Here is a 22457-nt window from a genome sequence, read left to right as displayed (position 1 = left end):
GGTGTAGAACCTGTCCCATAGCGCATCCTTTGATTCGGACGGCAATGATGCGCCATTAAAGTCCGGGATCAAACACCTAGGCCGCTATCCACTCCTCATGGGATCTATGACGGCCACACGCTGGCAAGCGTCCTCCCCGACATGGAAAAGGCCATCGGCAACGAGATCGGCCGCGTCCTCGCCGATGCCGGCTATCGCCGTCACAACGATCGCAGAGCCATAAGCTCAGGGTCTTCACCAGCGGCCAGAAACGCCGCGTCACCCCGGCCATCAAGCGCCAGATGCGCCGCCGCTCCGCCATCGAGCCCGTCATCGGCCATATCAAGGCCGAGCATCGGATGGGACGCAACTACCTCGCCGGCCAGCAGGGCGACGCCCTCAACGCCGTCCTGGCCGCCGCCGGCTACAACTTCTCCCTCCTGCTCAACTGGTTCAGGCAGCTTTTGTGGCTTCTCATCGCAGCCCTCCAAAGTCAGCCAAACGAGATCGAAGCCTGACCAATCTCATTGTTCACGGTCGACTATATAACGCGGCCGCTCCTCATGGGTCATCAAGCGGAACTTCAGAAGCACCGAAGCACCGCTGAAGATGCAGTGACAATCAAGAAAAGGCCGTCAAAACTTTGCCCCGGGTCGTTTTCAATCAGAATGGCAGCCGGAGCAGCCGGCCTCTGGGTGCCCTCTGGGTGCGGTCTCAATTGACGGGAGTGTGGGAAGTTGAGACTGTATCGTCCCATAGTGCAAAGGTAATCTCATTGTAATACAGTTGGTTGAAAGACGGTCACGATTGCGGAGCCGGCGATCCTTTATCGCGAACTATTGGAGAGCACCGCGGCAGCAGCCACTGCGATGCATGGGCGATAGAAACCACCCTGCGGTGGGCGACATAGGCTTTGCCGGCAATCATAGGTCCAAGGTAAGACTCTGCCGCATAGCCCGCGACACGCACGGGAGGATCGAATCCTGCCGCGCCTTCTCGCCTTCCGTAAGGAAACAATCGCGATGCTCGACCTGCCCCGCCAGAACCCGGGTTTTGCAGGTGCCGCAGAAACCTTCCTCGCAAGACGTAGTAATAACGACTCCGTGCTTGGCCAGCCCCTCGACGATGCTTTCTTGGGCGCCAATCTCGATCGACCGACCGCTCCGGGCGAGATGCACCATGAATGATTGATTTCGGCTCTTGTCGGTCAAGCCTGGCGCGACTTGGAATCGCTCGACACGGGCCTCGGGCAATCCTCTTGAGGAGAGCACCTCCTGAACTACCATCAGCAACGGCTCGGGACCGCAGCAATAAATAAGGCATCCCTCGGGCAGAGAATCGGCAAGCTCCGCCACGGGAATGAGTCCAAACCTGTCTTGGGGAAGAATGACTACACGGGAGTTGTGATCTCTGAGTTTCCCGACAAACGCCATACTGGCTAAGTCGCGACCGCCATAGATTAACTGCCAAGGCACACCGGCTTGTTCGACGGATTCGATCATCGGCAGCATGGGCGTAATGCCGATCCCACCGGCGATGAAAAGATAGCGCCTTGCCGGTAGCAAAGCAAAATTGTTGCGAGGTCCACTGGCGGCAAGGATCTCACCAGGTTTTAGGCTCTCGTGGATGTGACGCGACGCTCCACGACCGTCTTTCTGCAACAGGACGGCAATTTGCCAATAAGCCGCGGCCAGAGGGCCGCAGAGCGAGTAGTGCGCACAGCGGCCACTTGGGACTATAATGCCGATGTGGGAGCCGGGCTCCCAGGACGGCAACGCGGATCCGTCCGCATTGACGAGGGTGAGGCTTACAACACCCTCCGCTTCGCGGGTTACTGATTCCACGCGAAGCGTCAATTCGTACTGTATCGCAGTCACGCTTCTCCTCACGCTTATGGAGGTTATGCCATAACGCTGCGCGACGTGCTGCCCGCTTTCTTAGTCTGCGAGTCGAGATGCGCTCCCACCTGGGCACAATACCAATCGACAAAATTTAAGGCGTACGACTCGGCCTCTTGCGAGTACGGACCCGGAAGGTATCCTTTCCCATTTACGCCGCGCTGATTCATCTCGGCGAGGTCCCGATCTTCGAAGTTTGTCTTATCCCAAAGTGAAGTCAGGCTGTCTAGAGTGTAATCAACGCCCTCTTGCGCGTCCTTATGCACGTAGATTTTCCACGTAATCGCTGTCTCTTGCACCCCTATCGGAATTGCACTGAACGTGGCCGTGTAGTCGCATAGGGCATGAGCATAAGCACTTGAATGTAGCGACCACCGCATCCACCCAATATTCTCGGTGAACAGCTTCCTGACGGAGGGCTTACCATCCATCGTTAGGGAAACGCAGCCTTCCTTGAGTGGAAAACGGAAAGCTGTGAACCAGTCGCCGTCAACTTGACCACTCGGCACGCCAGCAGCTGTCATGCGGCTGGTGAATTCATCGCAAGCCATATTCCAGCGGTCAAGATCTCGGCGCGTTGCGAGCGGGTAGGCCGAAGCGGTAAGGCTCGGATGGCCCACGGCGCAATGATAGCATTCGCTCGCGTTTTCCATAGCGAGTTTCCAGTTCGCACGCTCCACGACCGTTTTTTCATAAACAAGCTTGGCATCTATGAGGCGACTGGGAGCCAGCAGTGGCTCGACCTCATTCCTGAACTTCTCAAAGGGCGGCGGCTCGTCCGCAAGACAGACATACACAGTCCCGGCGACAGTCTCGACATGAATGGGCAAAAGATGAATGCCCGCAGGATCGAAGCTCTCGTGCATTCTGGGCGTCCCTTGCAGTGAGCCGTCGAGTCGGTAGCTCCACTGATGATATGGACAGACGAGCACGGGCTTGCAGCCATGGCCAGTCTCACAAATTTGGGCGCCACGATGGCGACAGGTGTTGTAAAAGCCTCGCAGCGTCCCGTCACGATCACGCACTACAATGATCGGACTGCGGCCGATCGTCGTTGCCAGGTAACTACCGGCCGAGGGGATCTCCGCCTCTAACCCGACAAAAATCCAAGAGCGCGCGTGGACGGCTTCCAAATCGAATTCGAAGATCTCGGGATCGGTATAGAATTCTTGCGGCAAGCTGTAACCAGGCAACCGAGCATCGAAGAGTTCCCTGACCCGCCTCAGATCAATCATTGTTCGCTCCCTTCGGAAGTTAGATTTTTGACAGAATGCTCACGTCCTGTCATTCTGTCAATCGCGAAACTGCCCGTGAGTGACTGCATTTTTCTTGGTCATTGGCCGCGTTCTTATCGTGTGAAGACCGTCCTCTGTTTTGCCATAGTTTGGCCGTGGAGGCTGCGGAGGCAGGGCAGACGCCGGAGGTTGGCTGGGGCGTGCGAAGCCGGCGAACGCGAAGGTCGAGCGGGAGAGTATTTCAGCAACGCGAGATCAGATCGAGGTGTTCGCTGGCGTCAAGTCGTTCGCCGCGCCAAACATGCTGGCTAGGCATCATAGCAAGGGAGGTCATCACACGTGAAAACGAACTACCGCATTCTCGATCTTATCCGGCGCGATCGTGCGCCGCTCGAAAGCCACCTCATAGATGGTCTTGTCGACGGCCGCGTCAGCCGCCGCGATTTCGTGCGCCACGGCAGCCTGCTCGGCCTGTCACTGCCGCTGCTCGGCCGCATCGGCATGGCCGCGGGTTTCGGCGCCGCGCCATCGCTTGCCCGGGCGCAGGGCGCGCCAGGCGCCACCATCCGCGTTGCCTGCTACGCGCCTGCAGGGGCCATCGACCCGGTCACCAATGCAGACGGCGGCGGCTACTTGATGGTTCAGCAGGTGGGGGAGTTCCTCTGTATCGATGGCCCCGACCTCGTGCTGCGGCCCGTCCTGGCCGAAAGTTGGAAGCCGAATGACAAAGGCACCGTATGGACCTTCAAGCTGCGCAAAGGAGTTAAATTCCACAGCGGCGGCGAGATGAGGGCCGACGACGTGGTGGCTACCTTCGACCGGCTCGCCGATCCGGCCGGCTCGTCCAATGCGCTGTCAGTCTTCAAGGGCGTTCTGCAGAAGGGCGCGACCAAAAAAATCGACGATTACACAGTCGAGTTCCACCTCGACGCGCCGAACGGCAACTTCCCCTATATGGTCTCATCGGACAATTACAACGCCATCATTCTACCAGCCAGCTACAAGGGCGACTATGAAAAAAGCTTCGACGGTACCGGGCCGTTCAAGCGGGAAAACTACACGCCCAAGGTCGGCGCTTCCTTTGTGCGCAACGAGGACTACTGGGGCGAGAAGGCGTTGCCTGATCGCACCGAGTTCACTTTCTTCGCAGACATCCAGCCGCAGATCCTGGGACTGCAGGGCGGCCAGGTAGACATCATCAATCAGCTGTCGGGTCTGACCAGCATTGGCCTGCTCAACGATCCGAACGTAGGAATCATCAGTCTGAAGGCGACGACGAATCGGCAAGTGCACATGCGCTGCGATTCCGACCCGTTCAAGGACCCGCGCGTGCGTCGCGCCCTTGCGCTCTCAATCGATCGCGACAAGGTGGTGGCAGGCCTGTTGAAGGGTCGCGCCTCGATGGGCAATGATAGCCCGTTCGCGCCTGTCTATCCGTCAAGCGATACGAGCGTGCCGCAGCGTAGGCGGGACATCGCCCAGGCCAAGCAGCTGATGGAAGCTGCCGGCGCCGGCAAGGGCTTCAAGGTGACGCTGACCGCCATGAGCTTTCAGGAAATCCCCGCATACGCCCAGCTCATCCAGAACTGGGTCAAGGAAATCGGCATCGAACTCGATCTCAACATCCTCGATGAAGGCGCCTATTACGGAGACGCAGTGTTCGGCAAATCGCCCTGGCTGGATTCGGTCATGGGCATCACCGGCTACGGTCATCGAGGGGTGCCGAATGTGTTTCTTGCAGCACCCCTGAAGAGCGACGGCACCTGGAACTCCGCGCACTTCAAGAACGAGAAATACGACATGCTGGTTGACAGCTACATCGCGGCGCTTGATCTTGAGGCGCAGAAGGCCACGGCCGGCAAGATCCAGGAGCTGTTGCTCGAGGAAACGCCTGTCCTGTTTACTTATTTCGCCGATTACCTGACAGGGACGGCGAAGGGCGTGACTGGGGTGCAGCCGTCCGCCATGGGGCAGTTGTTCCTCGAGAAGGCATCGAAGGCCTAAGCGAAAAGCCAAAGCCCTACTCTAACGGCCAGCCCCCACGTGGGGGCTGGCTTCATAAGGAGCCATAGCCATTCTCTGCTTCTTTGCCCGGCGTGTGTCCCTGTCGCTGATCACGCTATTCCTGCTTAGTATCATGGTGTTCCTTGGCGGCCAGGTGCTGCCGGGCAATGTCGGGCGCGCCATATTGGGGCCGTTCGCCGACCAGCGTGCGGTCGACGCGCTCAATCACACGCTCGGCGTCGATCGCCCGCTGCTGGCACAGTACTGGGGCTGGATCTCCAATTTCGTCCAGGGCGACATGGGCACGTCCTACATCTTCCGCTCGCCGGTCGCGCCTTTCGTCATCGATGCGCTCGGCAATTCGATGAAGCTGGCGGCGGTCGCCTTCGTGCTGGTGGTGCCGATCGGCATCCTCGGCGGCGTCGTCGCCGCGCTCAACCTCAACCGGCCGCTCGACCGCATCATCAGCCTCGGCGGGCTGTCGGTGACGGTGTTGCCGGAATTCGTCACCGGCATCATCCTGATCCTGATCTTCGGCGTCTGGCTGCGCTGGCTGCCGATCGCCGCCGCCTGGCCGAAGGGCGCCGGCTTCTTCACGCAGCTCTATTATCTCATCCTGCCGTCGCTGCCGCTGTTTTTGGTGCTGTTCGGCTATATCGCCCGCATGGCGCGGTCCGGCATGATCGAGGCGCTCGATTCCGACTATACGCGCACTGCGGTGCTTAAAGGTCTGCCGTGGCGCACGGTGATCTGGCGGCATGTGCTGCGCAACGCACTGCTGCCGACCGTCACCGTGATTGCCACACAGACCGGCTACCTCATCGGCGGCCTGGTCGTGATCGAGACGCTGTTCCGCTACCAGGGCATCGGCTCGCTGATCTTCACTGCCGCGCGCGGCAAGGATTTCCCGATGCTCGAGGCCGGCATCCTCACCATCGGCATCGTCTATGCGGTGGCCACATTGATGGCCGACTTCCTCTATTCCGTGCTCAATCCGCGTATCCGGCTGGGAGCAGAGCAATGAGCGCAGCAGACACGCCCGTCGGCATGCCGGCATCCTCCGCACCCGACACCGCGCAGCGCAGCCCCTGGGGCGAGGTGCTGCATTCGCTGGCGAGGTCCGGCACCTTCCTGACCGGACTTTTCATCCTGCTGTTCTGGGCCATCTGTGCGCTGTTCGGCCAGTGCTTTGTCCCCTACGATCCGCTGGCAAGCGACATCATCAACGCGCTTGCGCCGCCAGCGGCCGATCACTGGTTCGGCACCGACCAGCTCGGCCGCGACGTGTTCTCGCGCGTCATTGTCGGCTCGCGCGACATCCTGACCGTAGCGCCGCTGGCAACCATCCTGGCGACCATCGCCGGCACCGCGCTCGGCCTCGTCATCGGTTATTTCCGCAACATCGTCGACGATGTCATCAGCCGCGTGCTGGAAGCCTTCATGGCGATCCCGGTGGTGATCATCGCGCTGCTCGCCATCGTCGCGCTCGGCACCTCGAAGGTGACCGTCATCGTCGTCATCGGCCTGAGCTTCGCGCCGATCATCGCCCGCACGGTCCGCTCCGCGGTGCTGGCCGAACGCGAGCTCGACTATGTCGCGGCGGCAAAGCTGCGCCACGAGGGGGCGGTGCACACGATGTTCATCGAGATCCTGCCCAACGTCATCCCGCCGATCCTGGTCGAGACGACGGTGCGGCTGGGCTATGCCATCTTCGCCGTCGCCACGCTCTCCTTCATAGGCTTCGGCATCCAGCCGCCCTCGCCCGACTGGGGCCTTTCGATCTCCTCCAATTACGGCATGATCGGCGGCGGCTTCTGGTGGACGGTGCTGTTCGATGCCCTGGCCATCGCCTCGCTGGTCATCGGCGTCAACCTGGTGGCCGACGGCGTGCATGGAGCGTTCAATGACTGAACCTAGGCAAGCCGCCAACGCGCTCGAACTGAAGGACCTTTCGGTCGCGTATCGCGTTGGCCGCCGCAACCGCGCGGTGCTGCGCAACGTCAACCTGACCATCAAGGCCGGCGAGGCCTACGGGCTGGTCGGCGAATCCGGCTGCGGCAAGTCGACCGTTGCGCTGTCGGTGGTGCGCTATATGCCGCGCAACGGCTCGATCACCGGCGGATCGATCGCGCTCGACGGCAAGGATGTTATGAAGCTTGACGGCGAGGCGCTCAGGCGCGCCCGCGCCGACAGCGTGTCGATGGTCTACCAGGACCCCGGCAAGGCGCTGAACCCGTCGCTGCGCATCGCCCGGCAGTTGACCGAGATTTTCGAGCTTGCCGGCGTCACCGGACAGGCGGCGGAGGACAAGGCGATCGCTATGCTCAACCGGGTGCGCATCTCCGACCCGGTGAGCGTCATGCAGCGCTATCCGCACCAGCTCTCCGGCGGCATGCAGCAGCGCGTGGCGATCGCCATGGCTCTGGCCAACGACCCCTCGATGCTGATCCTCGACGAGCCGACGACCGGCCTCGACGCCACGGTCGAAGCCGAGGTGCTCGACCTGATCGGGCAGTTGCGGCGCGAGTTGTCGGCCTCGATCCTGTTCATCAGCCATAACCTTGCCGTCGTCTCCCACATGTGCGACCGCGTCGGCGTGCTCTATGCCGGCATGCTAGTCGAGGAAGGCTCGACCAGGGATGTCTTCAACGACCCGCGCCATCCCTACACCGTGGCACTGCTGCGCTGCCTGCCGCGCGGCGGCCAGCGCAAGGACCAGGGCCGGCTCGACACCATCCCGGGCTTCCTGCCCGGCATCGGCGCCAATATCGTCGGATGCGCTTTCGCCGACCGCTGCGCACTGGCCACCGAGCGCTGCCGCAGCGAGCCGCCGCCGCTCTACGAACTCGGCGACGGCCGCCTGTCGCGCTGCCACTACCATGACAAGGCGCAGTCGCTGCCACGCGCCACGCCCGCCGATGTTCCCGCTGTCGCGCCGACGCAGGCGCCGCCGGTGCTGCAGGTCAAGGGGCTAAACAAGACCTATGGCAGCCACGGCCATCCGCTCCGAGCCGTCAAGGATGTCTCGGTCAGCCTGAGGCCCGGTGAGACGCTCGGCCTGGTCGGCGAATCCGGCAGCGGCAAAACGACTTTCGCAAGGCTGCTGCTCGGCCTCGTCCCGCCGGACGAAGGCGGCAGCATCGAGCTCGAGGGCAAGCAATTGGCGCCGCGGCTTGCAAGCCGCTCGGAGGACCAGGTCAAGGCGGTGCAGATCGTCTTCCAGAACCCGGATTCGGCGCTCAACCGCTCGCATTCGATCCGGCACATTCTCAGCCGCGCATTGAAGCGGCTGGGCGGGCTGACCGGCAAGACGCTGGACACACGCCTCGAAGAGCTCGTGCACTCGGTGCGGCTCACCGATCACCATCTCGCCGTCAAGCCGCGCCAGCTGTCGGGCGGACTGAAGCAGCGCGTGGCGATCGCGCGCGCCTTTGCCGGCGATCCGCGCATCGTGGTCTGCGACGAGCCGACCTCGGCGCTCGATGTCTCGGTGCAGGCGGCGATCCTCAACCTCTTGGCCGACCTGCAGTCGAAGCAGGACGTCAGCTACATCTTCATCTCGCATGATCTCGGCGTGGTGCGTTACCTCTCCGACAAGATCGCCGTGCTCTATCTTGGCCGCATCATGGAGTTCGGGCCGTCGGAAGCGGTGTTCTCCGGCCCGCATCATCCCTACACGGAAGCGCTTCTGTCGGCCGTGCCGAAGCTCGACCGGACGGAGAGCTCGCGCATCCGCCTCGACGGCGAGATCCCCAGCGCCGCCAATCCACCGACTGGCTGCGCCTTCCACACGCGCTGCCCGCGCAAGATCGGCGCCATCTGCAAGACGCAGGAGCCCGAACTCACCGAGGCCCAGTCAGGCCACACAATCCGCTGCCACATCCCTTACGCCGAACTCGCAAGGCTGCAGAGCTTGGAGCGGACATTGGAAGTCAAGAATGATCAGTCCAAAAAACGACGAAGCCAAGGACTCGGCGGCCAAAAGTTGGACCATGCCACGAAGTTGGACGCGACCTTGTCCTAGCAGGCGCAGCAGCAAAATTGCGGCAAACCCAAACCAAGATCGCTGCTGCCGCATCCGCGATCGGCATTGCGGGCGGCGTCCTCCATCCAAGCTTCGTCGTGACAGGCCTTATCGCATGACGGATTTGTGCAAGGAACTGACGAAGCCGAATAACAGCCATGACGGCGATCTACGATGCGGGCAAGCCGTATCGATCCCCTCGGTCGTGCTTGTGAGAGTAAGTTATCGGCGAGCAACTCTATGAACTATGGAACATCACCTTTGTTAGCACATCATCCTTCTGATCATTTCGGAAGACTGCAAGCCACCGCTGCGCCGCCGTTGCTGGTGGGTTTTTGTGAGACTGTGACCGATGCGTGATTTTTTTTTAGCGGAGGAGGATCGCTCATTTCGCGCAGAAGTGCGCGCCTTCATGTCACGTGAGCTTGCACCGAAAGTTGATGCAATTGAGCGTGATCAGGATTTCGGCGCTCAACTTGCGATCATCGGCGCCTTAGGCGAGACCGGTTACTTGAAGCTGATGTTTCCGGATCTCTATCGCGGTGCGTTGCCGAAGCCGGGCCTTACTCATGCGGTAATCGTTTCTGAGGAAGCGGCCTTCCTGAACTACGCCTTCGAGACCACCGTTGCCACCGCATTGTCCTGTGCGTACCCCATCCACCGATTTGCCCAAGAGGCTTTGCGCGAGCGCTACCTGATGCCAATTCTTGAGGGTCAATCCTTAGGATCAATTTGCATGACCGAGCCCACAGTTGGCTCGGATAGCGCGGGCATGGAGACTAGGATCCGCTTCGATGAAGGAACCAGCGAATGGGTAGTATCCGGCCTTAAGCGTTACGTTTCCAACGCCTCAAAGGCAGACGTCTATATCGTCTGGGGTGTTACCGATCCCTACGTACCCCCCCAAAAAGGTTTAACGGCGGTTCTGATTCCCGCAGGCGTCAAGGGTATGAGCTTCCCAAGGCTGTACGACTTCATGGGGCGACGCGGATCAATCGTCGGCGAAGTCGCGATGGATGAGGTGCGCGTGCCCGAGGAGAACTTGTTGGGCGAGGTGAATTGCGGTTTCAATATAATGCTTTGCGCTTTCAATTTCGAACGGGTGATCCTTGGCGGTTCCGGTTTGGGCGTGGCGCGCGCCGCCTTCGAAATCGCGTCTCAGCACGCACAGGCACGGGTCAGTTTCGGCCAAAAGCTTGGTCAGAAGCAGTTGATCTGGGACATGATTGCGCAGATGAGCTGGAAAATCGACGCGGCCGAACTGCTAACGCATCGAGCGGCCAAAATGTACGATTCCGGGATCGATGGCAAAGATCTTATGCGTGAGGCTAGTCAAGCCAAACTGGTTGCCACCGAAACAGCTGTTTTCTGCGCGGACCGTACGGTTCAAATTCTCGGCGGTGATGGCGTGACACGCCAATACGGCAAAGCCGAACAATTATACCGTGACGCTCGTACGCTGCCGATCGTCGGTGGCACCTCTGAGATGTGCAAGTACCTCATCGCAGCGCGAGAGCTGCCATCGATCCGGCTCAATCTCTAATCGGGTCGAGGCGATATGCACATTGCTCGCATCCTAGAAGCTTCTGCCGACAGATACCCCGATCATACAGCTTTGGTCTACGAGGATCGGCGCTGGACTTATCGAGAGTGGTTAAGTCGAGTTCGGCGCTTCGCCCAGGCTCTGTCCGATCTTGGTGTTCGGCCCGGTGACCGTGTCGCATTCTATGTGTCTACGTCGGAAAACTCGGTAACCACTTTCTTCGCCTGTCAGTTTCTTGGCGCAGTTGCCGTACCCATGAACTTCCGCCTCTCGCCAGGGGAAGCCGCCTATATCCTTAGGGACTCTGGTGCGCGCGTGCTGGTGTACGGGCGGGCGCTTACCGACAGCACCCTTAGAATCGCAGAAGAAGTTCATTCGGTGCACGATTTCATCGGCTGCGCCTACGACTGCAGCAACATCCCACCGGGACATCACCATTTCGACACGCTGGTCGAGCAGTCGCCTGATCAGGGCGAGCCACGGCCGGTTCCAGCCAGAGATGCGATTTCGTCGCTTGTCTATACCTCAGGTACCACCGGACGGCCAAAAGGTGTGATCCACACCCATGCGAACGACATTGCCATCGCGATGAACTGCGTCATGGAATACTCGTTGCGCCATGATGACCGTGCGCTGCACATTGCGCCGCTCTACCATGTCGGCGGAATGCAAGCTTACTTCATTCCGCATCTGCTGGTAGGCGGTACCAATGTGGTGATAGGGCGCTATGATGCTGAACGCACTCTTCTCACCATCGCTGCAGAGAGGATTACCACCTTATTCGCAGTGCCGACCCAGATACAGGAGATGCTCTTCCATCCGGATTTCGCCAGGTTCGACGTGTCCTCGCTGAGACTTGTCACGACCGGCGGGGCGGCAATTTCATCGGCTACGATGGAGCGGGTCACGGCAGAATTCTGTTCGAGTATATTCAACGGTTATGGGATGACCGAAGCCTCGCTGACGCTGGTGCTGCATCCTGAAGACGCTCTGCGCAAGCTTGGTTCCTGCGGAAAACCCACGCTGATTTCGGAATGCCGAATAATAATCGACAATTTGGACCGTGAGGTATCTCCTGATGAGCGCGTAAGTCAGGGCGAGATCGGCCAGCTAATCGTGCGTGGGCCCCAAGGGATGTCCGGCTACTGGAATAAGCCCTCCGAAACCCAAAAGAAGCTCAAGGCCGGTTGGATCTATACCGGCGACCTCTTCAGCCAGGACGAAGACGGGTTTTACTATTTCCATGGACGCGCCGACGACATGATCGTCTCGGGCGGCGAGAACATCTATCCGCGCGAGGTAGAGGAAATCCTCTATCGCTGTCCTGGAGTAAAGGAAGTTTCGGTGGTTGGCTTATCGGATGCGAGATGGGGTCAGATCGTCGTTGCTTTCGTGGTGCGTTCGGACCCCGACCTCCGTCCGGAAACAATCGACGCACACGTTCGAGCTAGCAGAGATCTCGCCTCATATAAGCGGCCCAAGCGCTACGAATTCCTTGAAACCCTGCCAATCAATCCTAGCGGCAAAGTTTTGAAGCGCGAACTGATCGCGCGCTACGAGAAAGCGTCGCCGAAACAAGCTGCCTCCTGCCCGACGCCAACGAGCCGCTGCTGATTGGGCAAGCACCGTCCTAACTTGAGAGCTACTCCGGCCTCCTCGGAGAGTGGCTCTTAATCACCAGCGTGCCAGGATTGCGTATTCCAATGATTCCGGACAGTGATTCCGAGACGAAACCGGACACCTATGGAGTGCACCCCAGACTGAGACAAGGAAAATCGCGGACAGTTTCCCTGCAAGAGAGGAAACTGGGGCATGGCCGGACGGCAAAGAGTTATTGATGAGGACCAAAAGCTGGAGCTTCTCCAGCGCATGGAGGCGGGCGAAAACGTCAGCAAGTTGGCAGACGAGGTTGGCATCAGTCGCCAACGACTTTACGAGTGGCGACGTCGGCGCGGCCGGCCGGCCAGATCGATAACAGGAGTTGACGGGGCCGGGCAGTTGCAGAGGACAGTCGACACGCCGGCACCTCAGGAAAAGGCGCTGACCAAGGCCAAGCGCCGGATCAGGGAATTGGAGCAGAAAGTAGGGCAGCAGCAACTCGATCTCGATTTTTTTCGCGAAGCCTTGCGGCATTTCGAGGGAGATCATCGTCGGAGCAGCGCTCCTGGCGAAACGGGATCTTCAAAGTCATCGAAAAGATGATGACCGGCCTGTCGCAAGGCGAATTCAACATCGACAGAATGTGCTGGCTCGCTGGCGTTAGCCGCGCGAGTTACTACCGTCATTGGCTGGATTCGGCGCCTCGGCGGGCCGAGACAGGGTTGCGCGATCTTATTCAGAAGATGGCTCTCGGCAACGCGCACTACGGCTACCGCCGGATAGCAGCCCTGCTGCGGCGCGAGGGATGGCAAGTCAACCATAAGTGCATTCTACGGATCATGCGCGAAGACAATCTGTTGTGCCTGCGTGCAAGACCCTTTGTTCCTGTGACGACGAACTCGAGGCATGGTTGGCACGTCGTGCCGAACCTTGCCAAGGGCATGCTCCTCAATGGGCTCGACCAGTTGTGGGTGGCCGATATCACGTTCCTGCATCTGGCTGAGGAGTTTGCTTTCCTTGCAGTTGTCCTGGATGCGTTTAGCCGCAAGGTGGTGGGATGGGCGTTGGATACGCATCTCAGAGCAAGTCTTGCGATCGAGGCTCTCGAGATGGCCATCGCTAACCGCCAGCCCGAACCAGGGAGCCTCGTCCATCATTCCGACCGCCCAATACACCTGCGGAGCCTACTCCGAACTTCTGCAGCTTCACGGTATCCAGGCGAGCATGAGCCGTGTCGGGAATTATGACAACGCGAAGGCGGAAAGCTTCATGAAAACGCTCAAGCAGGAAGAAGTGCAAGGCCTCACCTACAAGGATGCGGCCGATGCGCGCAAACGGATCGGAGCCTTCATCGATACCATCTACAACCAGCAACGGCTGCATTCGGCGCTCGACTATCTAACTCCGGAGGAATACGAACAGAAGCATTCACGCAGACGAGAGATGGAAAAGGCCGCATAAGCGTACACGGGAGGTGACCGCGATTTTCCTTGTCTCAGTCTGGGGGTGCACTCCAATCGCGTCCGGTTAATTCTCGGAATCGCGTCCGGTTTGATCGGAATGCCGTCCGGTAAATCGTCGGAATCCGCACCAGGGTCGCAGGGCCGACTTGCCAGCATACGACGTAAGCTTTCGATTACCCACATTGTCGGCGGGCCTATTGTTCCGTTGAATCTGCCGTGATTCCGTCCGTGACGCCGGATCACGGAGGCGTCACGGATGCGAGACCAGACCAGCAGCAGCGAAGCCGCTTGGCAGGAGGAAGAGCTTTCTGCGGCGGCCCCTCCCGACAGGCGTCCGGCCCGTCGGCTGGATCAAATGTCAACAGCGCCGGGCAAGCCAATCCCGGCGGCCTGCGGCGACTGGGCGGCGACGAAGGCGGCCTACCGCTTCTTTGACAATCCGCGTGTGACCGAACATAGCGTTCTCGCCGGCCATTTCGCCGCGACCGCGGCGCGCGTTGCGGCGAGCGGAAGGTCCGATCCTTTATCCTGCAGGACACGACCGAATTCTACAGTCGCGCGCAGCCGGGCAAAATCGGCTTCACCAAAACCATCAATGCCGGGCGCTACGAGGCCGGGCAGCCCAACGTGCTGACCTTGTGCGAAGTGCTGATGCATTCGAGCTGGCCGTCACCCCTCACCGGCACACCCCTCGATCTGACGGCGGCGAAGTTCTGGACACGAACGAAGTTCAAAGGGAACGCTCGCGCTCAAGCGGGACATCAATCCCATGCGCGTGCCGATGGAGACGAAGGAGAGCTACCGCTGGCTGGAGAGCCTGCGCCAGTCCATCGCGCTCGGTGGCGCGCCCGAGCGCTGCGTGCATGTGGGTGACTGGGACGCGACATGTAGGGTCGGAACAAGGTGCGCCGGTAGAAACCGGCAAGGGAGTAGATGGTGAAAGTCCATTGCAATGAAGGAGTAGCGATCCACATTGACCCCGAGTCATGCGCGGTCAGCCATGAGGCTGGGCGTGAAGCGTTGACAGGGGAGCGTGTAGGCCAGCCATTGAACCGCGAAATTGACGCTTCTCGGGTGCCGACGTTCGTCTTGTGTGCGGAAGGCAATATGAATCGATGCGACAGCGCGAGTGTCGATTCAACCCGGCGTGGTCTGAGACCCTGGCATGCATGGACGCTCCTTGCGCGGGAACCGGGAGACCTCGGGATTGGCCAGAGTGGGATGCCACTGCTGGTCCGCATCGGGAAGGCGAGGAGCCAAATCCGGTGAAGAACGACCTCGAGGAGTCGGATCCTGCCATAGTAGCAACGAACCTTGCGAACAACACCGGAGTATCGGGAGCAAGGGGAGCCAAGGGCAGGAACCAAGGGGAATGCGGACCAGCAAAGCACGTGCCGGGCACAGGACCGGGAAAGTGTGTCCCATGCGCTGGACCGCATACGGAATGCTGCAAGGCAAAGGAAGAAGGAGAAGTTCACCGCTCTCTTCCATCACATCAATCCAGAGATGCTGAGGACGGCGTTCTACGCACTCAAGCGTAGCGCAGCCCCCGGCGTGGACGGACAAACGTGGCGAACCTACGAAGCAGACCTCGATCAAAGGATCGTGGACCTGCATAGTCGGGTTCAAGGGGGAGTGTATCGTGCCCTTCCGTCTCGGCGGACGTATATATACCGAAGCCAGACGGACGGCAGCGACCGATCGCAATTGCCGCCCTTGAAGACAAGATTGTCCAGAGGGCGACGGCGACGGTGCTGAACCAAATCTACGAGGAAGACTTCCTCGGGTTCAGCTATGGGTTCCGACCAGAGCGCGGCCAGCATGATGCGCTGGACGCTCTGTTTGTCGGAATCGAAACGCGGAAGTTGAGCTACATTCTGGACGCCGACGTTGCGGGCTTTTTCGACGGCGTCAGCCAGGATTGGCTGGTCCGTTTCGTGGAGCACCGCGTCGGTGACAGGCGCATCATCCACCTGATCCGCAAATGGCTCAGGGCGGGTGTTCTGGAAAATCGTTACTGTAAGTGAAAGGGGAACGGGACAAGGATCGGTGATTTCGCCGCTACTTTCCAATATCTACCTGCACTACGTCTTTGATCCTTGGGCCGATCGTTGGCGACGACGTGAGGCCACCGGCGACGTGATTATCGTCCGCTACGCGGACGATAATCGTGGTTGGCTTCGAACACGAAGCCGATGCCCGGCGTTTCTGGGACATGATGCGGCAACGGCTGCAGGAGTTTGCGTTGCAACTCCATCTGGAAAAGACCCGACTGATCGAGTTTGGCCGCTATGCGGCTCAGGCCCGCCGCAGGAAAGGGCTCGGCAAACCGGAGACGTTCAACTTCCTCGGTTTACGCTCATCTGCGGCAAGACCCGGCATGGCCGGTTCCAGATCCTCCGGAAAAGCCGGAGGGACCGCAGAATGGCGAAGCTGACGGAGGTCGAGAACGAGTTGCGACGGCGCATGCATTGGCCCATCCCAGAGCAGGGACGATGGCTGAAGCAGGTGCTTGCTGGCTACTATGCCTATCACGCTGTACCGACCAATTTTCGGTCGCTCGGCGCCTTTCGCGACCGCATCATCAGGCTCAGGGCTCAGACGCTTCGGCGGCGGAGCCAGAGACATCGATTGATCTGGGAGAGAATGATACGGCTTGCCAATGACTGGCTCCCGCCCCCCCGGATCCTTCATCCTTGGCCGCGTATACGCTTCGCCGTCAAACACCCAAGGTAGGAGCCGGATGCGGGAATTCCGCTCGTCCTTCCGTGCGGGGGGTGCCCAGTAATGGGCATCCCTACCGCGATAACTGTTCCCAGCGACACGCTAAGGTCGAACGGGGCATGAACTTCATGCGGCATAGCCGAGCCGGAAGTCTGAGCGACCGGGAGCCCTTTAGGCATCTGATGTTCGGCATCCCAGGTGTAGATGCCGGTCAGATTGATGTGTTCCCAACTCAGCGGCGAGACGTGCTTGAGCAGATGATCCGGAATCTCGCGGTGCATTTTGCGCAAGTGGGTAACGGCCCGCTCGGTATAGACCGTATTCCAATGCACGATCGCGCTGAGGACGAGATTGAGGCCGGAGGCGCGGAATGCTTGACTTTCGAAGGACCCGTCGCGGATTTCGCCACGCTCATGGAAGAAGACTGCGCGTTTGAATTTGTGTGGCTGCCTCGCCCTTGTTGAGGCCCGCCTGGCATCGCCGACGCAATGCCGGGCTCGAATACCATTCGATCATAAAGAGCAATCGCTCGATCCGGCCAAGTTCCCGCAGCGCCTTGGCCAGCTGACTATCCTTTGGAGACGCCGAGAGCTTCTTGAGGATGATCGAGGTTACGACGGAGCGCGTCGTGATCGAAGCTGCCAGATGGACCAGATCCTCCCAGTGATCAAGCATCAGCGCAGTGTTGATCGGCGCGCCGATGCGGTTGATCAACGCCGGGTAGGTGTCATCCGTCTCGAATGTGTGAAACTTCCGAGGCGCAATACAGCCTGCCCTTTCCCGTCGCGGCCTTGCTGGTGCGCGGGCTGGTCGGTCCAGCGGAGATCGATGGTACTGCGCTGGTTGATCCGGAGCTTCTTCGCCGAATACTCGACCCGCTTTCGGGCGAGCGATGCGGTCCTACGATCGTGTTCTCTAATCGGTCAGAGTGGCGGCTCGGATGTGAGCGTGATCGTCGCCCGCTTGCGAGAGACTGAAATCGAGGGACATCGTGATGTCGATCGATAAGTTGACGGTGACCGCGCATCTCGTCGATTGCCGCATTGCGCGCTGAGTTTGCGCTTCCAACTCTGCGAGAGTGGGGAAAAGGGGGGAGGGCATTTAGTAACGAGTGTCGATAATCCGACTCGCCGTCCATGTAACGCAAAGTGGCTCGTCTGCCTCTTTAGCATGGAGCCAACTATTGAAGATGACCTTGCATCAGCGCGGCGGAAGCACAATAGAAATACTGCGGGAGAGGGTCGTTTCCGGCTTGTTGAATTGATTTGCGTTTTGTGTAAAAAAGGCGAAAAGTAAAACTGCCAAAGGGGTCGTGACAATTAATCTTATAAAGAACTCGCACCGCTCTTCTGGAAAGAACTGCGGTGAAAAATACATCATCAGCTTATCGATCATATATAACCCACGGCGGATCGCCTTCTTTTCTTATGGTTCCCCGTAATCAATATCGTAGCGCCGTACAATCTTGTCAAGGATCGTGGGCAATCATGCCTTGCCCGAATATCTCAGTGCGCCCGATGGCGCGTATCACCAGTGGAAGAACGATCCTGTATCACGCCCTTCGCCACTCCGCGCAAAATTGCTACGATCATCTGGCACATGCTGAGCAAGGATGCTGGCTACATCTGGGCCCGACCGGCCTTGCTCGCCAGGAAGTTCAGATCGGTCGAGCTGCGCGACGGCTTCCCGACCAGCCATGCCAGGCGCGGCACCGCCTTCAACTACAACATCCCGGCCAAGCGCGCCGAAGAACGATCCCGAATCGAGAAGGCGGAAGCTGCCTATTGCAGCAGCGATTTCCCGATGGCGAACCAGGCCGTAAAGGCGGAAGGAGAGGATGGCGTTCGTGGTGAACTCGCCTATGTCGACGGGCACTGGACGCAAGCGAGACTGCCGACATCGTCGATGCCCACGACGGAAGATGCGGTGGCTACCCGAGAGGGGCATCGTGGCCCCCCTAGGGGTTCACCTCTGGCGGTGGAGGTAACATAACACCCTGCTCTACTGAGTGTCGCCCCGAGGCGTGAGGTGCACGCCGGCGATGGTGCATCGCACGGAACCGCCTGCTAGCTCGACCGTAGGAATTGCTAGCGGCAGCAGCCGCGCGCTCTCGCCGATGATGTCGATCTGTTCCGTCGTCAATGCCAAGAGTGCGGTCGTCGACAGAGCCAAGGTGTGACCGTTCCGGCCCAGGAGCTCGATCGCATTGCCTGCAAACTTTCCAATCTGTGCGTCTGTGAGCCCGATTATCCGGCGACCGCTGCGTCCGAGCCGGTGGACGATTTCGCGCCGCCTTACTGAGTCAGTAATCATGTCGAGCCCGATCATGGCAAAATCGGTCGCGACGCACATCAGAACGTTCGTATGATAGATGTCGAACCCGCTGGGGTCCTTTGCCGAGAACACCATCGGCTCAAAACTGAACTGCGTACAGAACCGTTCAAGTGCGATTCGATCGGTGCGCTCGGATCTTACTGCATAGGCGACCCGATCAATATGATCGAGCACCATCGAACCGGTACCTTCCAAGAAGACCCCGTCCAGCTCAAGGCCAGAATAGTCGATGACTTCCTGGACTCTATATCGTCGCTTCAGCATTTCGATAATATCGCTCCGTCGCTCACGCCGGCGGCTCAAGGCTTTCATCGGGTAGATCGCCACGTAACCGCCAGCGTGGGTTGAAAACCAGTTGTTCGGAAACACTGAATCCGGAGCGTCCCTGTCCTCGCCTTCGAACAAATGCACCGTTACGCCCTGATCTCGGAGCATCGAAGCGGCGCGGGTGATCTCTGCATAGGCGAGAGGCGCCAGATCACCAGCATCAGCAGTCAATGTTTGAAAGTGATTGTCGGTCGCAGTCTCGGTATTGACCGTAAAACCATGCGGACGGACCATTACCACTGCGGAAGGGGCCTGAACCGAGCACTCTGTACGTGCTGCCACGGGAAGGACTCCCATCGGGTTAGGGAGTGCGCTGAAGTAAGCCGAGCAACCGCGCGGGTCATTTGGGTCAGCGATCACGTTGAGGCGGAAATGCCGAAATTGCGATGGTCTTGCTATGCCTGGCGGGTCGATGTCAAAGTACGTTTGGTCAGATTGGATCGCGCACAAGTGGGCAAGTCATGCAGCGCCCGCCGCCGCGACCACGACTGAGTTCAGCACCGTCGACGGTGATCACTTCCACGCCTGCCCGGCTCAATAGCGTATTCGTGTGTATGTTGCGTTCGTAGGCAATCACGACGCCCGGCGCGATGGCGATCACATTATTGGCGGCATTCCATTGCTCCCGCTCGGCCGCGAAGCTGTCACCGCCGGTCTCGACAGTGCGGAGAGTCTTCAATCCCAGCGCCTCGGCCACTACAGATAAGAAAGGTCTTGTCTCCTTGGTGACATCGAGCACACCCGCAGCATGGTTCGGTCGTAACGAAAACGTCTTGAGCAGCTTAATAACCTTCGGGTAGATCGTCACGAGGTCGCGATCGCAGAAGGTGAAGATCGTGTCAAGATGCATCGCGCTACGAGTCCGCGGCATCAGCGCGGCGATGACGTGGGTCACACCCTTCATCGTGAACAAGCGTCGCGTTAGAGCCTCGACTGCTTGGGGTTTGGTTCGTTCCCCCATTCCAATCAGCACAACACCGCCGCCGACCGGCATCACATCACCACCCTCAAGACTGGAAGCGAAGTCTGCTCCATCGGGCATCAAGTAAGTGAAGCTGGCGTCTCGAAACCGCGGATGGAACCGGTAGACCGCCTCGACATTCGTTGCTTCCGGCTGTCTTGCAGGCCAATACATAGTGTTGACTGAGACACCACCATAAATCCAACAGGAGCTGTCACGTGTGAAAACCTGGTTCGGCAATGGCGGGAGGACGAAATCCTCCGGTTCCAACGTTTGCCCCGTTAGGCTGCGCGGTTCGAACGGCAGTTCCGAAGCCAAAATCCCACTGACCAGATAGGTCGCGAGTTGACCAGGCGGAATTTCGCCGAGCCAGTTTCGCAGTTCATCGACCACGTCTTGCCCGACAGCTGAAGGTTGAACGCGACGCTCGAGGAGCCAACGACGCGCTTCGGGCAAGGCCAACGTTGCAGAAAGTAATTCGTCGAAAGAGTGAACCATCACGCCACGATCGCGCAGGGCATCCACAAACATGTCGTGCTCCTGGCCGGCGCGCTCCACCCAAAGCACGTCGTCGAAAAGAAGGCCCTTGCAGTTCCGCGGGGTGAGGCGGTTTAGGCTAAGGCCTGGCCGGTGCACCATTACCTCTCGCAGCCGGGCGACCTCGGAGTGGACACCTAAGCTCATCATGGGAGTTGCGTTGCCCTCAGATGGAGCCGATGGCGCAGGTCCTGTCTCGTTGACTGCAAGCCAATCGCGCCAAATCGCCGGTCATGGTGGTGGGATCGGCCAGAACGAGGGCGCTCTACCCGCCGGGTCCAAAGCTGCAAAAGGATGCTGATTGAGGACATCGCACGTTGGGACGTAGGCAAACAGCACGTCGTCCGGTGTAGCCGATCAGCCGGACAACAACTACCCGCCTGCACCGGATTTGGCGGTCGCCTGCAACTGTTCGAAGCCCCTCGTGTCATTGGAGCTTTCAAGCAAATCATCGGTACCGACATTCGAACGGCCCTCCTCGTAAACGTCGTCGTCTAAACAGCAAGGGCAATGCCAAGAAAAAAAAGGACATAAATTCAAGGGCCTGCTTGCATTTTTTTGTTTTGTGCAAGTCCCTTACGGCCAAAGTCTGTCAGGCTTTCGACAATCCAGTTTGGTTGCGAAAGCCACGGTGTCTCGCGCACACAGCGCTGGGTGTCATCCGATAGACTAGGGTTTGATGCAGAGGTCCGCTCCACGGGCCACTCTCTTCTGCTAATCTTGGTACAAAACCTTCAAACTAATTTACAGAACGTTTGCGGTTGGAAACCGCTGACGATGGTACATTCGCCACGACCTCTGAGGTTAGTTGCGGCCAAAACTGATGCCCATTTACGCTCAGAACGCAGCATGGGGTTCTATGAGCCGATAGCAAGAAGAGCGCTTATCCTGTTTGAAGGCCACGCGATGGGTACTGGGCTGCTTTACGTCCAAGCGGCCCAGCGTCTCTGACTTAATCCAATTGTCGTATCGGCTGAGTCAACGCAGTGCAATTATCTCGCGACGGAAGGGTTTGAGGGCAATCCGCGTCGATATAGAGGATCTCGGGGCGCTGATTCGCGAATGTCGCCGTCTAGGTTCGACTTATGACATTGCCGGCTTTACGGTAAAGCCCTTAGCTGGTCCTGCGTCCAACCCTGCGCAGCTCGGCCTTGTCATGCGAAGAGTCCCTCCGATTTGGACGGAGGTGTGTGCATGGAACGAGACGGCAAAATGGGCGTCCAGTTGGACGTCTCAAGCACTGGATATGCGGGTCGGCTGGAAGTGATCGAAGGTCGGACGGGTCGGCGGCGGCGCACAGACGCGGAGAAGTCGCGGATTGTAGCTGAGAGCCTGCAGCCAGGTGTCCAGTTGGCGGAGGTGGCGCGCAAGTACGGGGCGACGCGCTGGCAGATCTATGATTGGCGCAAGCGGCTGCGGAATGGATCTCTGGCACTGCCCGAAAGCATGGCCGCAGCACCCGGCTTTGCGGCGCTGCTGGTCGAAGAGCCGCCTCCCCAGCCGCGGCTGCGGCGAACGTATTTACCCGGTATCCTGAGTGGGGGGTTTTTAGTGTGGCGACGCCGACGATGCGGTCAGTCGCCTTGACGCGGAGTAGCGCCAGCGTCCGTGTCCGCCCCAGTCGCGCACCAATTTGATCCGGGGTGCCTTTGGACGGGGCCACCCCTTAATCACGAGCTGGCTCAGCGACCGTCGGGCCCTCCGAGTTGAGATCGCGGAAGACGCCACACCACAGGTAAGTCTCGTTTCGTCAATAAAGAACGCTCGGCGAGCAAGAGGGTAATCCAGCCCTATGTTGGGTCCTCAATTGGGCTTTGGCTGGTAGTAGA

The 22457-nt window shown here is 59.4% G+C and carries 19 protein-coding genes and 3 pseudogenes; 16 read left to right on the top strand and 6 right to left on the bottom strand.

Annotated elements, in window-relative coordinates; genetic code table 11:
* Positions 1–93 precede the first annotated feature (93 nt).
* Positions 94–497 (top strand): annotated as a pseudogene (locus tag CIT25_RS35625) (transposase); the annotation flags it as partial.
* Positions 498–902: 405 nt separating this feature from the next.
* On the opposite strand, the gene CIT25_RS35620 reads toward CIT25_RS35625, so the two are convergent.
* On the bottom strand, positions 903–1856 hold the full coding sequence (locus CIT25_RS35620) for a PDR/VanB family oxidoreductase (protein WP_095489733.1): 954 nt from the start codon (positions 1854–1856) through the stop codon (positions 903–905).
* Positions 1857–1879: 23 nt separating this feature from the next.
* Positions 1880–3112 (bottom strand): aromatic ring-hydroxylating oxygenase subunit alpha, encoded by a 1233-nt coding sequence (locus CIT25_RS35615; protein ID WP_095489732.1) that lies wholly within the window; start codon positions 3110–3112, stop codon positions 1880–1882.
* Positions 3113–3451: 339 nt separating this feature from the next.
* On the opposite strand from CIT25_RS35615, the gene CIT25_RS35610 reads away from it, so the two are divergent.
* The 13 genes and pseudogenes from CIT25_RS35610 (at position 3452) to CIT25_RS38690 (ending at position 16182) form a co-directional block, all read left to right on the top strand.
* Entirely contained in the window at positions 3452–5116 is a 1665-nt protein-coding gene (locus CIT25_RS35610; protein WP_095489731.1) for an ABC transporter substrate-binding protein, read from the top strand.
* 70 nt (positions 5117–5186) lie between these two features.
* Positions 5187–6140, top strand: coding sequence for an ABC transporter permease (locus tag CIT25_RS35605; RefSeq protein WP_095489730.1), 954 nt, complete (start codon positions 5187–5189; stop codon positions 6138–6140).
* Positions 6137–7027: an ABC transporter permease gene (locus CIT25_RS35600; RefSeq protein ID WP_167391130.1), complete on the top strand. Its 891-nt coding sequence runs from the start codon at positions 6137–6139 to the stop codon at positions 7025–7027. Before CIT25_RS35605 ends, CIT25_RS35600 begins: the two co-directional genes overlap by 4 nt.
* Complete coding sequence (locus CIT25_RS35595) at positions 7020–9140, top strand: ABC transporter ATP-binding protein (RefSeq protein ID WP_095489729.1); 2121 nt, start codon at positions 7020–7022, stop codon at positions 9138–9140. The genes CIT25_RS35600 and CIT25_RS35595 overlap by 8 nt, the downstream gene beginning before the upstream one ends.
* 352 nt (positions 9141–9492) lie before the next feature.
* On the top strand, positions 9493–10683 hold the full coding sequence (locus CIT25_RS35590) for an acyl-CoA dehydrogenase family protein (protein ID WP_095489728.1): 1191 nt from the start codon (positions 9493–9495) through the stop codon (positions 10681–10683).
* A 15-nt stretch (positions 10684–10698) separates the two neighbouring features.
* Positions 10699–12297, top strand: coding sequence for a class I adenylate-forming enzyme family protein (locus CIT25_RS35585; RefSeq protein WP_095489727.1), 1599 nt, complete (start codon positions 10699–10701; stop codon positions 12295–12297).
* A 198-nt stretch (positions 12298–12495) separates the two neighbouring features.
* Positions 12496–12885 carry a helix-turn-helix domain-containing protein gene (locus tag CIT25_RS35580; protein ID WP_095489726.1) on the top strand — a complete coding sequence of 130 codons (390 nt, stop codon included), beginning with the start codon at positions 12496–12498 and terminating at the stop codon, positions 12883–12885.
* Entirely contained in the window at positions 12885–13529 is a 645-nt protein-coding gene (locus CIT25_RS35575) for an IS3 family transposase (protein ID WP_158302747.1), read from the top strand. The genes CIT25_RS35580 and CIT25_RS35575 overlap by 1 nt, the downstream gene beginning before the upstream one ends.
* Positions 13507–13743 (top strand): integrase core domain-containing protein, encoded by a 237-nt coding sequence (locus CIT25_RS36730; protein ID WP_158302746.1) that lies wholly within the window; start codon positions 13507–13509, stop codon positions 13741–13743. The genes CIT25_RS35575 and CIT25_RS36730 overlap by 23 nt, the downstream gene beginning before the upstream one ends.
* A gap of 258 nt (positions 13744–14001) precedes the next feature.
* Positions 14002–14379: an IS4/Tn5 family transposase DNA-binding protein gene (locus CIT25_RS38705; protein WP_245330151.1), complete on the top strand. Its 378-nt coding sequence runs from the start codon at positions 14002–14004 to the stop codon at positions 14377–14379.
* A 1036-nt stretch (positions 14380–15415) separates the two neighbouring features.
* Positions 15416–15772, top strand: coding sequence for a reverse transcriptase domain-containing protein (locus tag CIT25_RS38700; protein WP_425351787.1), 357 nt, complete (start codon positions 15416–15418; stop codon positions 15770–15772).
* Positions 15744–15851 (top strand): annotated as a pseudogene (locus tag CIT25_RS38695) (hypothetical protein); the annotation flags it as partial. The gene CIT25_RS38700 and the pseudogene CIT25_RS38695, both read left to right, overlap by 29 nt.
* Before the next feature lie 64 nt (positions 15852–15915).
* On the top strand, positions 15916–16182 hold the full coding sequence (locus tag CIT25_RS38690) for a hypothetical protein (RefSeq protein WP_349632771.1): 267 nt from the start codon (positions 15916–15918) through the stop codon (positions 16180–16182).
* Positions 16183–16542: 360 nt separating this feature from the next.
* On the opposite strand, the pseudogene CIT25_RS35555 reads toward CIT25_RS38690, so the two are convergent.
* Both CIT25_RS35555 and CIT25_RS35545 read right to left on the bottom strand, forming a co-directional pair.
* Positions 16543–17225, bottom strand: a pseudogene (locus CIT25_RS35555) (Tn3 family transposase); the annotation flags it as partial.
* Positions 17226–17669: 444 nt separating this feature from the next.
* On the bottom strand, positions 17670–17864 hold the full coding sequence (locus CIT25_RS35545) for a hypothetical protein (RefSeq protein WP_095489723.1): 195 nt from the start codon (positions 17862–17864) through the stop codon (positions 17670–17672).
* A 204-nt stretch (positions 17865–18068) separates the two neighbouring features.
* On the opposite strand from CIT25_RS35545, the gene CIT25_RS35540 reads away from it, so the two are divergent.
* Positions 18069–18461 carry a hypothetical protein gene (locus CIT25_RS35540; protein ID WP_095489722.1) on the top strand — a complete coding sequence of 131 codons (393 nt, stop codon included), beginning with the start codon at positions 18069–18071 and terminating at the stop codon, positions 18459–18461.
* A 9-nt stretch (positions 18462–18470) separates the two neighbouring features.
* Here CIT25_RS35540 and ctlX read toward each other — a convergent pair whose 3' ends face one another.
* Together ctlX and CIT25_RS35530 are read right to left on the bottom strand one after the other, a co-directional pair.
* Positions 18471–19364: a citrulline utilization hydrolase CtlX gene (gene ctlX / locus CIT25_RS35535; RefSeq protein ID WP_167391132.1), complete on the bottom strand. Its 894-nt coding sequence runs from the start codon at positions 19362–19364 to the stop codon at positions 18471–18473.
* 196 nt (positions 19365–19560) lie between these two features.
* The gene (locus tag CIT25_RS35530; RefSeq protein ID WP_095489720.1) at positions 19561–20778 is read right to left on the bottom strand and encodes an arginine deiminase; all 1218 of its coding nucleotides are present in this window, start codon (positions 20776–20778) and stop codon (positions 19561–19563) included.
* Between the two features lie 1044 nt (positions 20779–21822).
* Between CIT25_RS35530 and CIT25_RS35525 the strand changes: the two genes are divergently transcribed.
* On the top strand, positions 21823–22215 hold the full coding sequence (locus CIT25_RS35525) for a transposase (protein ID WP_095489719.1): 393 nt from the start codon (positions 21823–21825) through the stop codon (positions 22213–22215).
* Positions 22216–22457 lie beyond the last annotated feature (242 nt).

The sequence above is a fragment of the Mesorhizobium mediterraneum genome (genome assembly GCF_002284565.1).
Taxonomy (GTDB): Bacteria; Pseudomonadota; Alphaproteobacteria; order Rhizobiales; family Rhizobiaceae; genus Mesorhizobium; species Mesorhizobium mediterraneum.
Note: the sequence above shows the minus strand (reverse complement) of the source record. Positions and strands in the feature narration are given on the sequence as shown.

Excerpts from the sequence above, each read along its gene's own strand:
- CIT25_RS35615 (WP_095489732.1), bottom strand. The coding sequence starts at position 3,112 with ATGATTGATCTGAGGCGGGTCAGGGAACTCTTCGATGCTCGGTTGCCT.
- CIT25_RS35600 (WP_167391130.1), top strand. The coding sequence starts at position 6,137 with ATGAGCGCAGCAGACACGCCCGTCGGCATGCCGGCATCCTCCGCACCC.
- CIT25_RS35595 (WP_095489729.1), top strand. The coding sequence starts at position 7,020 with ATGACTGAACCTAGGCAAGCCGCCAACGCGCTCGAACTGAAGGACCTT.
- CIT25_RS35590 (WP_095489728.1), top strand. The coding sequence starts at position 9,493 with ATGCGTGATTTTTTTTTAGCGGAGGAGGATCGCTCATTTCGCGCAGAA.
- CIT25_RS35585 (WP_095489727.1), top strand. The coding sequence starts at position 10,699 with ATGCACATTGCTCGCATCCTAGAAGCTTCTGCCGACAGATACCCCGAT.
- CIT25_RS35580 (WP_095489726.1), top strand. The coding sequence starts at position 12,496 with ATGGCCGGACGGCAAAGAGTTATTGATGAGGACCAAAAGCTGGAGCTT.
- CIT25_RS35575 (WP_158302747.1), top strand. The coding sequence starts at position 12,885 with ATGACCGGCCTGTCGCAAGGCGAATTCAACATCGACAGAATGTGCTGG.
- CIT25_RS36730 (WP_158302746.1), top strand. The coding sequence starts at position 13,507 with ATGAGCCGTGTCGGGAATTATGACAACGCGAAGGCGGAAAGCTTCATG.
- CIT25_RS38705 (WP_245330151.1), top strand. The coding sequence starts at position 14,002 with ATGCGAGACCAGACCAGCAGCAGCGAAGCCGCTTGGCAGGAGGAAGAG.
- CIT25_RS35545 (WP_095489723.1), bottom strand. The coding sequence starts at position 17,864 with ATGATCGATAAGCTGATGATGTATTTTTCACCGCAGTTCTTTCCAGAA.
- CIT25_RS35540 (WP_095489722.1), top strand. The coding sequence starts at position 18,069 with ATGCTGAGCAAGGATGCTGGCTACATCTGGGCCCGACCGGCCTTGCTC.
- ctlX (WP_167391132.1), bottom strand. The coding sequence starts at position 19,364 with ATGGTCCGTCCGCATGGTTTTACGGTCAATACCGAGACTGCGACCGAC.
- CIT25_RS35530 (WP_095489720.1), bottom strand. The coding sequence starts at position 20,778 with ATGATGAGCTTAGGTGTCCACTCCGAGGTCGCCCGGCTGCGAGAGGTA.
- CIT25_RS35525 (WP_095489719.1), top strand. The coding sequence starts at position 21,823 with ATGGAACGAGACGGCAAAATGGGCGTCCAGTTGGACGTCTCAAGCACT.